The sequence below is a fragment of the Bradyrhizobium sp. CCBAU 53338 genome (assembly GCF_015291665.1).
GTDB lineage: Bacteria > Pseudomonadota > Alphaproteobacteria > Rhizobiales > Xanthobacteraceae > Bradyrhizobium.
The window spans coordinates 217,008-231,634 of the sequence record NZ_CP030049.1 but is presented as its reverse complement, the minus strand read 5'-3'; the positions used below and the strand labels follow the sequence as shown (position 1 = coordinate 231,634).

General features: G+C 59.3%; 14 protein-coding genes and 1 pseudogene. 10 read left to right on the top strand and 5 right to left on the bottom strand.

Going from position 1 to position 14,627, the window contains the following annotated elements; translation table 11 throughout:
- Positions 1-28 precede the first annotated feature (28 nt).
- From XH90_RS35350 to panC, 9 genes and pseudogenes are all read left to right on the top strand, one after another.
- On the top strand, positions 29-679 hold the full coding sequence (locus XH90_RS35350; RefSeq protein WP_128929931.1) for a nitrogen fixation protein NifQ: 651 nt from the start codon (positions 29-31) through the stop codon (positions 677-679).
- Between the two features lie 485 nt (positions 680-1,164).
- A pseudogene (nifW, locus tag XH90_RS35345) lies at positions 1,165-1,476 on the top strand (nitrogenase stabilizing/protective protein NifW); the annotation flags it as partial.
- Between the two features lie 180 nt (positions 1,477-1,656).
- A complete protein-coding gene (locus tag XH90_RS35340) occupies positions 1,657-2,499 on the top strand; it encodes an electron transfer flavoprotein subunit beta/FixA family protein (protein WP_128955188.1) in 843 nt (280 codons plus the stop codon).
- A gap of 18 nt (positions 2,500-2,517) precedes the next feature.
- Positions 2,518-3,624 carry an electron transfer flavoprotein subunit alpha/FixB family protein gene (locus tag XH90_RS35335; protein ID WP_128929933.1) on the top strand — a complete coding sequence of 369 codons (1,107 nt, stop codon included), beginning with the start codon at positions 2,518-2,520 and terminating at the stop codon, positions 3,622-3,624.
- 16 nt (positions 3,625-3,640) lie between these two features.
- Entirely contained in the window at positions 3,641-4,948 is a 1,308-nt protein-coding gene (locus XH90_RS35330) for an FAD-dependent oxidoreductase (RefSeq protein WP_128929934.1), read from the top strand.
- A 31-nt stretch (positions 4,949-4,979) separates the two neighbouring features.
- The gene (locus XH90_RS35325) at positions 4,980-5,276 is read left to right on the top strand and encodes a ferredoxin family protein (protein WP_128929935.1); all 297 of its coding nucleotides are present in this window, start codon (positions 4,980-4,982) and stop codon (positions 5,274-5,276) included.
- 200 nt (positions 5,277-5,476) lie between these two features.
- Positions 5,477-5,710, top strand: coding sequence for a hypothetical protein (locus XH90_RS35320; protein ID WP_128929936.1), 234 nt, complete (start codon positions 5,477-5,479; stop codon positions 5,708-5,710).
- 529 nt (positions 5,711-6,239) lie between these two features.
- On the top strand, positions 6,240-7,118 hold the full coding sequence (gene panB / locus XH90_RS35315; RefSeq protein ID WP_128929937.1) for a 3-methyl-2-oxobutanoate hydroxymethyltransferase: 879 nt from the start codon (positions 6,240-6,242) through the stop codon (positions 7,116-7,118).
- Positions 7,119-7,122: 4 nt separating this feature from the next.
- Positions 7,123-7,986, top strand: coding sequence for a pantoate--beta-alanine ligase (gene panC, locus XH90_RS35310; protein WP_164934262.1), 864 nt, complete (start codon positions 7,123-7,125; stop codon positions 7,984-7,986).
- Between the two features lie 72 nt (positions 7,987-8,058).
- Here the strand turns inward: panC and XH90_RS35305 are convergent, their stop codons facing one another.
- On the bottom strand, positions 8,059-8,211 hold the full coding sequence (locus XH90_RS35305) for a hypothetical protein (RefSeq protein ID WP_164934263.1): 153 nt from the start codon (positions 8,209-8,211) through the stop codon (positions 8,059-8,061).
- A 1,498-nt stretch (positions 8,212-9,709) separates the two neighbouring features.
- Here XH90_RS35305 and XH90_RS35300 point away from each other — a divergent pair.
- A complete protein-coding gene (locus tag XH90_RS35300) occupies positions 9,710-9,877 on the top strand; it encodes a DUF2934 domain-containing protein (protein ID WP_128929940.1) in 168 nt (55 codons plus the stop codon).
- A gap of 392 nt (positions 9,878-10,269) precedes the next feature.
- Here XH90_RS35300 and XH90_RS35295 read toward each other — a convergent pair whose 3' ends face one another.
- The 4 genes from XH90_RS35295 to XH90_RS39240 form a co-directional block, all read right to left on the bottom strand.
- Positions 10,270-11,370 (bottom strand): HAD-IA family hydrolase, encoded by a 1,101-nt coding sequence (locus XH90_RS35295; protein WP_128929941.1) that lies wholly within the window; start codon positions 11,368-11,370, stop codon positions 10,270-10,272.
- An 8-nt stretch (positions 11,371-11,378) separates the two neighbouring features.
- Positions 11,379-12,431 carry a DNA-processing protein DprA gene (locus XH90_RS35290; RefSeq protein ID WP_128929942.1) on the bottom strand — a complete coding sequence of 351 codons (1,053 nt, stop codon included), beginning with the start codon at positions 12,429-12,431 and terminating at the stop codon, positions 11,379-11,381.
- A 388-nt stretch (positions 12,432-12,819) separates the two neighbouring features.
- A complete protein-coding gene (locus XH90_RS35285) occupies positions 12,820-13,932 on the bottom strand; it encodes a Fic family protein (protein ID WP_128929943.1) in 1,113 nt (370 codons plus the stop codon).
- Between the two features lie 178 nt (positions 13,933-14,110).
- Positions 14,111-14,311, bottom strand: coding sequence for a hypothetical protein (locus tag XH90_RS39240; RefSeq protein ID WP_128929944.1), 201 nt, complete (start codon positions 14,309-14,311; stop codon positions 14,111-14,113).
- Between the last annotated feature and the right edge of the window lie 316 nt (positions 14,312-14,627).

The window sequence follows — 14,627 nt, the reverse complement described above, 5'->3', positions numbered from 1 at the left end:
TTTCTTGGCTGAGGTGCAAGCGAGTAACATGGAAGTGTCGAACTCTCGATCGGCTGAGCCGAGCGCCGTTGTGCAACAGGTCGGAATCGCGCTCTATCGACTGCTCACGGGCAGCAACCCAGCGGAAGCCGAAATCAGCGCCGACGATGATTTCGATCGTCATGCACTGGCCTCAATCCTGGTCGCTGCCGCGTTGGATGGCGGCTCGATCGTAGAACGCGTTGGAATTCCAGAGCATGCCCTGAGAAAACTGCTCGCCGGCTTTTTCCCGGCGGCCGCGGCCCGCGCCTTCACATGGATACCAAACTCATCCTCCGACGTCCATGACGAAACCGCTGTCCTGCGCGAGCTCCTGCTCGCGCAGCGTTCGACTGCCGGCGACGTCGGCCATTGGCTCGCGGCAATGGTAGCGCGACGTGCAATGGAGCCTCACCACCTCTGGCAGGATCTCGGGCTGCGCGGGCGTACGGAGCTGTCCCGTCTCCTGACGCGCCATTTCGCGCCACTGGCCCGCCGGAACACCGGGAATATGCGTTGGAAGCGCTTCTTCTATCGCGTGCTCTGCGAACGCGATAGTTTAGGTATGTGCAGGGCGCCAGTCTGCACCCAATGCGCCGATTTTGGTCGTTGCTTTGGCGAAGAGAGCGGTGAGAGCCGCCTGGTCGAACGCAAGCTGTAGCTGAGGTGGCACGTGCATTGCTCACTTCGATGATTGGAATGAATATGGAAAGACCCAGATGACGGCACCCCGCCCGACACCATCAGACCTTGATCAGTCCCGATCTCTCGTCGACCAACAACATCATCTCGACCGATGGCACACCAAGCGCCAACCTCCAGAAAGCAAGACGGTGCCGATCGCATCAGCGCTAATTTCCGCAAGCATCAACAACGCCACAGCTTCATGGGGAAGTGACGGCCTTGCGCGAACACCGGTCCGTCGTGCCAGCCAACTCGTCCGACGACGGTCGGCTCCGGACTACCAGCATCGGCCACTGTTGCCGACGCCCGGAGTGAGCGCGCCGATGCGGACTCGCGGCGTGCAGATCGCCACCAATTAGATCGCACCGGGCCGGACGTTGAGGCGCAACGCTCGCTCGGCATATCAGCGCACCCGCGAAGCAGACCCGGCCGGTAGAGACCGCAGAGTATGAAGGAACTTGAATGTCTGATGGAATTATCGCGCGCCTCAGCAAAGCCGCTTCTGCCGAAGAGTTCTTCGCTCTGTTAGGCGTCGACTACGATCCTAAAGTGGTCAACGTTGCGCGGCTGCACATTCTCAGGCGCATGGGCGAATATCTTGCTAAGGAGAGCCTTAGCGATCTGGCGGACGACAGCGTTGCTAAACGGTGCAAACTCGTGCTTGAGCGCGCATATTCAGATTTCGTCACGTCACCGCCGATTGAACAGCGCGTGTTCAAGGTCTTAAAGGACGCCGCGCCCGACACCAAGCCTGTACCCGTACTAGTGCAGATTGGTAACGAAATTGAACTGCCCTCTGTCGGACTGGCTACGCCTAGTCGCAGCGGCGTACTGCCCTCCGGGCGCCTAGCGGTTACACCCGAAACCTCCGCCGACTGAAACGTTCTCGTTCTCGTTGGTGTGATTGCCATTCCACTCTGAACTGTTTTGGGGAGATTAGTCTTGGAGAAGATCATGCACTTGCTCGTTTGCATCAAGCAGGTTCCAGACTCCGGACAGATCCGCGTGCATCCCGTGACAAATACCATCATGCGTCAGGGCGTGCCGACCATCATCAACCCGTACGATCTCTTTGCATTGGAAGCTGCCCTTGAGCTACGCGATCAGTTCGGCGGCGAAGTCACGGTGTTGACTATGGGCCCCCCTTCTGCCGAGGACAGTCTTCGCAAGGCGCTCACCTTCGGCGCGGATCGTGCGGTGCTCCTGACCGATCGCTTTTTCGCGGGCGCGGACACCCTAGCCACAACCTACGCTTTGGCGACAGCGATCCGTAGGATCTCGAGCGAGTTCGGCGCCCCTGACATTGTCTTCACAGGAAAGCAGACCATCGATGGAGACACCGCACAGGTCGGCCCTGGCATCGCAAAACGGCTTGGCCTGTTTCAGCTCACCTATGTTGGCAAGATCAGCGCACTGGACTTGCATGCCCGCACCATCGACGTCGAGCGACGCTCTGAGGGTGGCGTCCAGTTGCTTCGGACACGGCTCCCCTGCCTGGTCACGATGCTCGAAGCGACGAACCAGATCCGCCGCGGTGCGATGGCTGATGCGCTGCGCGCTGCCCGCGCGACGATCCTGAAATGGAGCGCGCAACAGGCGGGGGTTGATGACATTTCACAATGCGGCTTGCGGGGCTCGCCCACCGTCGTCAAGCGCGTTTTCGCACCAGCCGCCCGCAACGAGAAGGCCACGATGATAGAGCCTGACGAGCAGCCCGCGGAGGCATTGATCAACGCTATTTTCAGGTGCCGGCCGGCCCTCGAGATCGAGCTCGCGGCACTGGCGCGCGGCTATTGAGCTAAAGAAAGGCGCAACATGAATACCGCATCTGAAATCGGCGCTTCCCCTTCGAGTCGCGCCGCGGCTAAGAAGCAGCTGTCTGACCGCTTCAAGACCTACAAACATGTGTGGGTCTTCATCGAGCAAGAACGCGGCCAGGTCCACTCTGTATCCTGGGAGCTAATGGGCGTTGGCCGCAAGCTTGCTGACAAGCTCAAAGTTGATCTCGCCGCAGTGGTGATCGGGCAAGAGGGCGAGGCATCGCAGGCCGCCGCTACCGAGTCGTTCTGCTACGGAGCCGACCTTGTCTATATGGTCGCCGATGATCTGCTCAAGGACTATCGCAACGAATCCTATATCAAGGCGCTCACCAAGCTCGTCAATAGCTACAAGCCCGAGATCTTGCTCCTAGGCGCGACCACTCTAGGCCGCGACCTAGCAGGTTCAGTCGCAACGACATTGCGCACTGGTCTGACTGCCGATTGCACAGAGCTCGACGTCGATGCCGACGGTTCCCTCGCCGCGACGCGTCCGACCTTTGGCGGCTCGCTGCTATGCACGATCTATACGCTGAACTACCGTCCGCAGATGGCTACAGTCCGGCCGCGCGTGATGCCTGTGCCAGAACGCTGCGCGCGCCCGATCGGCCGCATCATCACCCTCCCGCTTGGACTTGTCGAGGACGATATCGTAACGAAGGTGCTGTCGTTCCTACCGGATCGCGATTCCGCACGATCCAATCTCGCTTATGCCGATGTTGTCGTTGCCGGAGGCCTCGGCCTTGGTTCGTCTGAAAACTTCCGGCTCGTGCGCCGGCTCGCCGACGTGCTAGGTGCCGAGTTTGGCTGCTCGCGCCCCCTGGTGCAAAAGGGTTGGGTCACATCCGACCGGCAAATTGGCCAAACCGGCAAAACCATCAGGCCAAAGCTCTACATCGCCGCCGGAATCTCCGGAGCCATTCAGCACCGCGTCGGTGTCGACGGCGCCGACCTTATCGTCGCCATCAACACCGAAAGGAACGCGCCTATCTTCGAGTTCTCGCATTTAGGCATTGTCGAGGACGCGATCCGGTTGCTGCCAATCCTGACCGAGGCGTTTCGCGCCCGGCTGTCGCCGCATTCGCGCGACCGGATCGCAGGATAGGACAAGGAGAGACCTCGTGACCGCGGAAACATTTGACATCATCGTCGTCGGGGCAGGTATGGCCGGCAATGCAGCGGCGCTCACGCTTGCCAAGCACGGCCTGAAGGTTCTTCAGCTCGAGCGTGGCGAATATCCCGGGTCGAAGAACGTGCAGGGTGCGATCCTCTATGCCGATATGCTGGAGGCGCTTGTCGCTAACTTTCGACAAGACGCGCCGCTTGAGCGGCATCTGGTCGAACAGCGCTTCTGGATGATGGATGACCGCTCTCACACCGGCCTGCACTACCGCTCCGACGACTTCAACGAAGAAAGGCCGAACCGCTATACTATCATCCGCGCTCAGTTCGATAGGTGGTTCTCGCAGAAAGTTCGCGAAGCTGGCGCCACGGTGCTATGCGAGACAACGGCAACCGAACTAATGCAAGATGCTAACGGCAAGGTGGTGGGTGTGCGGACTGACCGCGCCGATGGCGAGATCCATGCTGGCGCGGTGGTCCTCGCGGAAGGCGTCAACGGCCTTCTTGGCACGCGGGCCGGCGTACGCAAGCGGCCTACGCCGGACACGGTCGCACTCGCCGTGAAGGAGATGCACTTCCTACCGCGCGAAGTTATCGAGGCCCGCTTCAATCTTAAGGGCGATGAAGGGCTCGTCATTGAGGCTGCGGGCACCATCTCCCGCGGCATGACAGGCATGGGCTTCATCTACACCAATAAGGAATGCATCTCCCTTGGCATCGGATGCCTGGTCGCGCACTTCACAAGCACCGGGGAAACACCGTATGGTCTGCTCGATCGCTTCAAGCGGCATCCTTCGGTCGCTCCGCTGATCGAGGGATCGGAAGTCAAGGAATATGCCGCTCACCTCATTCCCGAGGGTGGCTTCAAGGCCATTCCGCAGCTATATGGCGAGGGCTGGGTCGTCGTAGGCGACGCCGCTCAACTCAACAACGCTATGCATCGCGAGGGCTCAAACCTCGCAATGACATCGGGGCGACTCGCGGCCGAAGCGATCATCCAAGTCAAGTCGCGCGGCGCCCCAATGACAGCGACGAATCTGTCAATTTACAAGACGATGTTGGACCATTCGTTTGTCATTAGGGACCTAAGGAAGTACAAAGACATGCCCGCGCTGATGCACACCTACTCCCGGAACTTTTTTCTGACATATCCGGAGCTCGTCTCGGAATCGATGCAGAATTTCTTGCGGGTCGACGGGACACCAAAGGCCGAAAAGGAAAAGCAATCACTAAACTCCTTCGTCAAGAGCCGTTCGTGGAGCGGCCTGCTCGGTGATGCCGTTCGCCTCGCGCGCGCTTGGCGGTAACGCTTCTCTCACACCCCCATGAGGGCTAACCATGTCGACCGACCGATCCGCGCGCGTCGAGGACAGGCTATTCTACAACCGCTACCTGCTTGATCCTGGGCACCCTCACATCAAGGTGCGGCCACACACGATGCCATCCTCGGAGCTCGTGAGCATGCTGACAACCTGCCCGGCTCACTGCTATGTAGCTAACGACAAGCACCAGATAGAAGTCGCCGTGGACGGCTGCATCGAGTGCGGCACTTGCCGCGTGATCTGCGAGGAGAGAGGTGACATCGAGTGGAGCTATCCGCGAGGTGGTTACGGCGTACTGTTCAAGTTTGGCTAATAATTCGGCTCAACGTAGCTGTGATCTTTCAGGAAGTGCCCATCCGTTCTGAACCGAGAAAGCTGAGTTTCCGAAGCTGCAGTGTTCTGGGAGAGACCGGATGAACACCCACAAGAATGCGCCGTTGATGCCCAAAGGTCGATAGGCGATGCTGCGGAGGAGTAGGCTGCCGCAAGCCGATGGCTGACCTGTGAAACATCTTGCCGAAGACGATTGAAAATAGGTCAAGCGGTTCCGCGCGGAAGGTGTTGCTTGGTTGCGCAATCGCTCCTCCAGACCCTTTCGTCGCCAAGTCCCGCCAGCCACATGTGCAGGCTTCGACGCATTGCGCCGACATCTACACCGGCACGCAGATCGCCGACCAGGTCGAAGTGTCGACGGCCGCCGTCAGCCATCCTCGTCGCTTAGAATTGAACCGGATCGCGAGGAGCTGACTGAGCGGGGAAGGCCGATATGAGCGTGAAAGCCCAGGCGAGATCATTCACATCGACATCATAACGCTGTGGCGTTTTTGGAGGGATCGGAGACGGCATTACCCGGCGCTCCCAGCCCGTCTACATTGACGACCACTCCCGTGTCGCCTTTTCCGAGATCAAGCCATTGGCGCCCAAGGGACGCTGCTGCCTTTCGGACGTCCCTAAGACCCGCGCGGCATTTTTGGTTCGGCGTGCAATAGACGTGTTTCTGTTGCCTAACCTCGTCTGCAATGTCCCCGGCCGCGCGCCGCAAGCCGTCCATCACCGGAACAGTTGCGCCCCTCCACGTGCTCAACGCCGCGGGATTTGGTTACGCGAAGAAGTACTCACACCATGATCGCGCAATCATCAAAACCTCCGGCCTGCTGATGTTGCCATTCAGAGAGACATTTTCTCTTTCTTAAATTGACCATTGACCCATTTCTGTCGTCTCCCCTAAGAAGCGCAGCTGCAACGAATGCGGATTGAACACAACCGGGGATCGCAGATGAGCCACATATCTCAAGCGCCCAGTGCGCGAGTGACGATTCCGCTCCTTCAACAATGGAAGGAGGAACGGCGGCGCATAACGATGACCACCGCCTATGACGCCGTGACAGCGCGGATTGCCGATTCCATCGTCGATATCCTCCTCGTGGGCGACAGCGTCGGCAATGTCTGTCTCGGCTACGACAATACCCTTCCGGTCAGCATGCCGATGATGAACTATCATCTGGAGGCTGTCGCGCGCACAAGACCTCGTGCGCTGCTCGTGGCTGATATGCCGTTTCTCAGCTTCCATGTCAGCCCGCAGGAAACTATCCGCAACGCAGGTGGCTTCCTGCAACGGGGAGCAGATGCCGTCAAGCTGGAAGGGGGCGCCAAGCGCATCGACATGATACGCGCGCTGGTCCAATGCGAAATCCCGGTGATGGGACACCTCGGCCTCACCCCGCAAAGCGTCAACGTCATGGGCGGCTTCAGGGTGCAGGGTCGCACGAGCGAGGCTGCATTGCAACTGCTCGAGGACGCGCACCGGTTAGAGCAAGCGGGATGCTTTGCGCTCGTGCTCGAGGGCATTCCGGCCGAGCTTGCAGCGCGTGTGACCGAGATCCTGAAGATTCCGACCATTGGGATCGGCGCGGGAGCGAAATGTTCGGGCCAGGTACTCGTGTTCCACGACGTGGTCGGATTGACGGAGGGGCACCGGCCGAAATTCGTGCGCCCCTATTCGAACGGATTTCAGGTCTTGCAGGATGCCCTCGCAAGCTGGGCGACCGATGTCCGGGAGGGCACATTTCCGGACGCTCAGGAGTCCTACCGTTTGCCGGAATCCCTGGCGGAGGTCGTCGCAAACTGGACGCCAGGCGAGCGGGACGGAATTTAGCGTCGTGCGCACCATAAAAACCGTCCGCGAGCTGCGCCGCGCCCTCGCTGGTCACAAACCGAATGGTCGCGTCGGATTTGTGCCCACAATGGGATACCTGCACGATGGTCATCTCGCGCTTGTTAAAGCGAGCCGGGCACGCTGCAACACCACGGTCGTCAGCATCTTCGTCAACCCGGCCCAGTTTGGCCCGAAGGAAGATCTCAGCGTGTATCCACGGGACTTCCCCCGAGACGAACGACTGTGCCGCGAGGCTGACGTCGATATTATCTTTGCTCCCGGGGCGGAGGAAGTGTATCGGTCGGGGTTCGACACCTTTGTCGAACCGGGTGCACCGGCACAGCCCCTCTGTGGCCCGTTCAGGCCCGGCCACTTTCGGGGTGTTACGACCGTCGTCTGCAAGCTGTTCAACATGGTGCAGCCTGATCTGGCGTTCTTCGGACAAAAGGACTTTCAGCAATGTGCCGTAGTGCGGCGGATGGTCACCGATCTCAATCTCCCGATCGAAATCGTCACCGTCCCGACGGTTCGCGATCCGGACGGGCTCGCCATGAGCAGCCGGAACCGCTATCTCAGCGCTCCTGAACGCAGCAGCGCCCTTTCCATCAGCCGCGGCCTTTTCGCAGCAAAGGCTGTCTTTCAGGCAGGCGAGCGCGATTCCATCCGGCTGTTGTCACTCGCCAGGCAGACTATAGAGATCGACGAGCTGCAATACCTGGAAATCGTCGATGCCGAAACGCTCACGCCAGCTACAAGCGAGCTGACGCGTCCTGCTGCGATTTGTGTCGCAGGTTATGTTGGCTCAACCCGGCTGATCGACAACATCCTGCTCGATACCACGGAGGCTCGCAGGCTGACCGCGCGGTGATAAGCGAGCACGATCTCCGTCGCGCCAGGAGGCAGGGCGGTGCTCCAGCGCGCGTGCTGATCCCAGCCGCGCTCACTGCGATGATGTTGCAGCTCGTTCGACCTTTTGCACCTTGAGTGCACGACGCTTCATTGTCGCCGTCAGCTTTTTTGCTTTTGCCGGGCGAGGTTTCTTTGGAAAAACGATGCCGGCTTGAGATAGCTCCTTCGGTCCGCGCTTCGTCATCATCATTCTCCGAACATATCTGGTTGATTTCGGGACGGCGCCGCAGCAGCTAACGCCGCACACCTGGCCGCTCGCCAGCTCGCGGCGGTGAAGCTGGATGTCGCGCGCCGCCTGGCGCGCTGAGCAGCAAAAACAAAGCCCTGTTAGCCTCATACCGGGCGGCCAGCCGGCTACGTTTTGAACCTGCCATGACCAGCATCCCTTCATCCGTCGAGAGCGACCAGAACCAGCCGCGGCCACGGCGAGTGAGCAAAATCTCATAATAGGGAAAACGGTCGGACATCGAATCCATTGTTCGTCTGCGCGCGGCGAGTTCCGGACCACCCGCTCGGCCGCGCCTGCCTAGCGGATGGGTTCACATCCAACCGTTGGGGGGCGTGCTGAACAGCTGGATCGGCCTGTTGCAATCCCGCTGCGGTGAAAATCATCAACAAATCCCAGTTCAACGCCGAATTCCGCCAGGACAGCCGGGTCCGTTCTTGCCCCTAGTTGCGCAATGTCGTCCGTGTTCGTTGACACCCGGCCTGGGTGCGTCATCCGGGCTAACAGTTTATATTGTCCTACTTTCAGACGAAAGATCAAATTTGCAACGTGCCTGCTCGTGCCCTTATTTTCCTTCACGTTTTCGGAGTCGCCCGTGTTGGACCCAGCGACGAGTGTCCTTCTCCGCGCCGTGCTTGATGAGGTCTGCCAGGAGATCTCCCGCAGTGAAACTGGCCTTCGTGCCCATGTCGCCTCCAAGTTGATCGAAGCCGCAACCAAGGGTGAGACAACAGCGGAGCGCCTAAGGCAGGTCGCGCTTGAGGCACTTCGCTCGACGCCGACGATGTGGCGCTAGGGAAGGGCGTGGCTGTGACTTTCAAGGTTCGTGTTGAACATCCTGGCCACCGGCAAAGACGGCCTCGCACAGATGCCGGATCTCAAGCAAATATACCAGGTTTAGCTACGGTGGATCCGATTAGGCCAAGCGCTCGAGAAGAATGATCGCATACTTGAGCTAGCCTTTTCTCAGAAGTTGATCGAGCGCATCGATCGAGATAGCGCGTCACCGAACAGAGCCCCGTGCCCTGGAGGCGATGGAAGTAAAGTCGCCTGCTGTCAGCGAGGGCACCAATATCAACAGCGCTTTTCTCGATGCGATTGTAGCTGGCGAGCCGCAGCGCATGACAACAAGCAAGCCGGTGTTCTAGCGACGCCTTTGGCTGCACGCGGATGGAGCCGGTCGCCAAGGCGGCCGGCAGCGGCCCGCACGTCTGCATCTAAACGCATCATACGCTCGTGAAGGTAAGATCGTGCTGAGGGGAAATTTAGCTAGGCCTTCCGGCCTTCTGAGGTTGGAGCGCGCTAATTTTGCTCGGGCGCATCTCATGCCTCGCCCTGGTTATTGGAACATGCTGGCTTCTGGGCGGTTCAATGAAAGGGCCCTTGTGCCCCCACGGTCCTGCCGCATACCCCCAAAGCCCCCCAAAGGCGGGACCGTGCCCCCGCGGAGTCCGCCATGGCATTCCCGACCGAAGAGCAGATCAAAAACAAGGCCCACGAGCTCTGGGAGAAAGCAGGCAGGCCGGAAGGGCGCGAACTCGAATTCTGGCATCAAGCCGAACGCGAGCTGCAGGAGCAGGCAGAGCGCGGCGCTCCGGAAAATGGCTCGCCTGACGCGATTTAGCCGCCGCCGTTTGGCACTCTCTACACGGGATCATGTTGTGCGTGCCCGCAAGACCGCCCGAGCGGAGTGAGCGACGAGCAGACGGGTGGAAACGGTTCGGCCGGGTTATTCGTCAACGTCAACTCTCATCTCGCGTGAGCTCTGCACGTCTGATTGGACGGGCCTCAAACCGCTGGCCATTCAGATCCACGTCCGTCTTCCTCTTCTTCAATGCCGGTCGTTGTCGATGGCGTCGTTCGTTCCGCGCTCGCTCGGCATGTTTTCTGGCTTGGAGCGCGGATCAATCGCTCACGCGCACATTAAAGCGCGATGAGAATGAGATGAATCCTCGTCGCGCTTTAGGTTATTGTTTGAGCCTCCGAAAACCGCTGCACACTTCTCGGGATCATGCTCTAGAAGTTTTCAGTGTTTTGGCAGTGGTGAGGATAACCCGAGCAGCCCCAGAATTTGAAATGGGTTGTGTGATTCTCCCGGATTTTCATAGAGCGACCGCAGGCGGGGCAGGTCTTGCGAGCAAATACCCGCTGGTCCTTCGCCAGCGTCATGATCCTGACTTCGCCGGCGCCGCTGGCGGCGAGTGTCCGGACACATTCCCCGGTGGTCTCCCCGGTCGTGTAGACATCGTCGATCAGCAAGATCTTGTTATTGTTCCATCTGAAATTAGAATGGAAAGCGCCTTTGATTGCTTCGGCGCGCTCCAGCGAATTCATCTGCTTGTAGCCCTCGATTTCCTTGACGACACGCAGGCCCTTCAGCTCCAGTTCGATGTCCTCATCGAAATGATCTGCTGCCTCATTGAGCAGCAATTCAAAGCGATTGCGCTGTTGAGAAGGCTTCATCGGAACCGGCACAACATAGTCCGGTGCCCAGTCGAGGGTTGCGATGGCTCGACCTACGGCCTCACCGAGAATCTTGGCGTGGGTATCATCACTCTTCAGCGACAACACGGCTGCGCTCACGCTTCGCCAATATAGCCGCGGCCAGGAATGTTCGCGTCTCAGCAAGGTGGATGCCTTCGACATGAAGACGTCCGGTGCACTGGAGGAAAGCTCGAAGATTGACGTAGGCCCCCATCGGACCGCAACAGAAGTCACCCCGGCATGGTAACTGGCTTCGATGTCACCGACATCATCACCGATGTAGAGCGTTTCCGTCGTCGCAGCCACGCCGACACGACGTAGCGCTTCCAGGATCGGCTCGGGGTCGGGTTTGTGGTTCTGGGTATTGCCGTAGCTGACCAGCACGTCGTAAGGGATGCGGAATTGCTGGAGGACTGAAGTCGCGTACCATTCAGGCGAAGAGGTGACGATGCCGATCCTCTGTCCGTCCGCCCTGAGAAGGGCGGGAAGCTCATGAGGCGCCGCGCGGCCTTGCGCGGGGAACGGCCGGATCAGATGCATATTCTGCCGGACATTGTCCCACATCTGAAAGCGACGTTGCTGCGCAATGGCCGAGCTATCGAAAAGCGTCATGTCGAGGTCAAACAGGAACATCCCAGCCGTTAGAGCATCGACATCTGCGTGGGTGACGACGGCGGAGCGACTGTTTGGGTTTCGCCACCAGCCAAGCGGCTTTCCAATAAGCCAAGCATGGAGGCGTAGTCTTCCTTGCTGGCTAGCGGCACAGCCACCGGGCGGTTGCCATACCTCTCGGCGAGTATGCGTCGGTAGTCACCTTCAGCCCGCACAGCTTCGGCGAAGCGGCTCGCGGGCAACTGCGTCATGGCCAAGATGCCCTGGCTCTTAGGCTCTGTGGCATGACGGCCCTGCGGCACTGGCGCAAACAGCACGCGGTCCTGTTGGATCGTGAAGCGCACCGTGTGCATCGAGCCGCCCTTGATGTCTGTCTGCATGACAAAGGTTGCTATCGAAAGCCCGCTTTGCAGGCGATCGCGCTGCACAAGATTGCGCGGGGATGGCGGCACGCCGAAAGGCTGCTCGCTGATCAGCGCGCCATCCTTTTCCAGAATCTCTTCGGCGAGCTTGCTATTCTGCTTCGGGTAAATGCCCTCAAGACCACCCGCCATCACAGCGACGGTCCGCCCGCCGTGATGCAATGCGCTTTGGTGGCTCAACGTATCGACGCCGATCGCAAGGCCACTCACGATCGCCCAATTGGCGCCGACCAGTGTCTCCACGATCCTATCGCTGACGATTTCGCCGAATTCGGACGGCTCGCGCGTGCCGATGCAAGCGACGCTGCGGCGCGGCGGAAGCTGGCCCTTCACAAACAGGATGGGCGGGCGATCGGCAAGAGAGCGCAGAGCCACTGGATAATCCGTATCGAAGATCGACAGAACACGCACCCCACGCCGATCCGCCTCGTCGAGCACTCGCTGTGCCTTCTCGCTGGCTTTAACAATGGCGGCGGGCTCCTGAAGGCATTCAGCCACCGCGGCCGAAACGACCGATCGAAGCTTCGCAGGCTCGGCGCCCAAAATCGCTTCAAGAAGCGAGAATCGTTCAGCGAGACGCTCGGCCGTAGCAGGGCCGATACCGCGCAAAGCGGTGAGTGTGAGAATGCCGGCTGCAGTTCGTGTCTCGGTGCCAATCATCGCATTCAACGCCTTTCAAATTGCCCTACTTCGGCGTTCTAGAACGACAGTCTCTCTTAAGGACGAGGATGAACGAGTCCGAGGTTAACGCAGTAAATGGCGAGCACCCTAGGAGATCGGCGGCGGCGAAGGATCAAGATTGCCGTGAACACGAACTTGCGCTTGGCATCCGCACATCGATGGACATCTGCACAATAGGTCATCACAGCGTAAGCAGGCAAGCCGGCCTACTCGATCAGCAGGTTGATAGAGCCGATCACCCGTGTTGAGGAAGCCTCAGCAACGAGAGTTCTTGTCTCGACGAATTAACGACGTCGATGTTGCGGTTAAGTTGCGTTGAGAGGATCTTCTCAAATGCTTCTTCCTCCTCATCCTTCCCGTTCCGCCATCAGCTGTGTGTGTCAACGAGCGAGTAGCTGGTGCTTCTGCCCCCGGCGGCATCTTTCTTAAGGATGCCATGTTCGATCAATTCCTCAATGTCCCTTGCCGCCGTCGCCTGGGAGACCTTCGTTAGCTTTGCCCACTTTGAGGACGTTAGCTTGCCCTCAAATCCATCGAACAGGCAATTAAGCACAGTTCGTTGACGTTCATTGAGCTGGCGAGCCGCATGACGATCCCAGAAGTCCGCTTTCTGGAGAATTCTCCCGAGAATGGCATCCGCGTTGTCAAAGGCGCGATCTAAGCAATCCAGGAACCACGCCATCCAATCGGTGATGTCGAGGTTTCCTTTCTGGATCCGCTCGAGAATTGAGTAGTAGTCGTTCCGCTCGCGCCGAATCTGCGCGGACATACTGTAAAACCTTTGCGGGCTCCGCTCTGATCTTGCCAGCGCAAGGTCAGCGATCGCACGCGCAATACGACCGTTGCCGTCTTCAAATGGATGGATGGTCACGAACCAAAGATGAGCGAGAGCGGCCTTCAACACGGGATCGATGCTAACGATATTACGGTTAAACCACTCCAAGAAGGTCTGCATCTGCGCATCGAGACGCTCGGCCGATGGAGCTTCATAGTGTACGCGCTCGCGACCCATCGGGCCCGAGACAACTTGCATGGGTCCAGTCTCGACCGTCCGCCACGCGCCGACGACTATCTTGGTCATACCGCTGCGCCCAGTGGGGAAGAGCGCGGCATGCCAGCCGAAGAGGCGTTCGGCAGTTAGCTCCTCGGCATAGTGTTCGGTGGCGTCGAGGATCATCTCGACCACGCCTTCGACGTACCGGTCGGCAGGGATAAGGCCCCCAATGTCCATACCAAGATGACGAGCGATGGAGGACCGAACCTGCGCATGATCGAGGATCTCACCCTCGATCTCACTCGACTTCACCACTTCTTCAGTGAGGGTCTGAAGAGTAGCCTCAGTTTTGAGGGGGAATCCGAGCCGCTCCATCCGGCCGAGCAGGCGGCCCTGCTTATGACGGACCGCCGCCAATCGGTCTGCAATCCGCTGCATATCCCAAGTGAATGTGGGCCAAGCAGGCAGTTCATGAATGTAGGCCATAATCTCATCATCTCTTGCAGAGATTATGCAAGCTAATCATTGCGCTGACAAGCTATTCTCTGCAACAAATGATGAGAAAATTGCCATAATCTCAGCAAGAGAATTCGGGGACCTGCGTAATGAGAGTCCGGAGAAGATAACCGTCTCGGGCGGGCGGTAATCGCTTCGAAGGGTTGGATCACACTTCGCCAGCGCCGGAGAAGAGCACCGTCGGCGGCGTTGCGCGGGGCGGCGGGAGGGACCGAACGCCTGGCGATCCCGGTCTGCTCTTCAGATCGTAACGCTGGGCGAGGTCGAGAAGCCGCCGCTTGGTGAATGGGTCGGCTTTCTCTGCTAGATCGCGCGCCCGCTGCGCAAAGCCACTATAGAACTCTTCCACGACGCCCCCCCGCAACATCACTGATAACCCGAATATCATTGCCGGATGCGCGTTCCGTCAAGGGCCTGCTGATGCGTCGGACGGATTTAAAGGATCTGCTTGAGCTCACGGCGCCAGAGAAACTAAGCTCACAGCGGAGGTGTAGCGCGGCAATCTGGGTAGGAAGCGCCTTCCATCCTGATCGCCGCGCGACACGGGGGGAAATCCGATCACAAGGCTCTACGCAAGCCGAAACCCTGTGCCCGACCTGCGGCAAGCCGATGACGGCCGTGCCTGACGACGAGGCGCCCGGCCGGCCGGGCTACGTCTGCCTCGC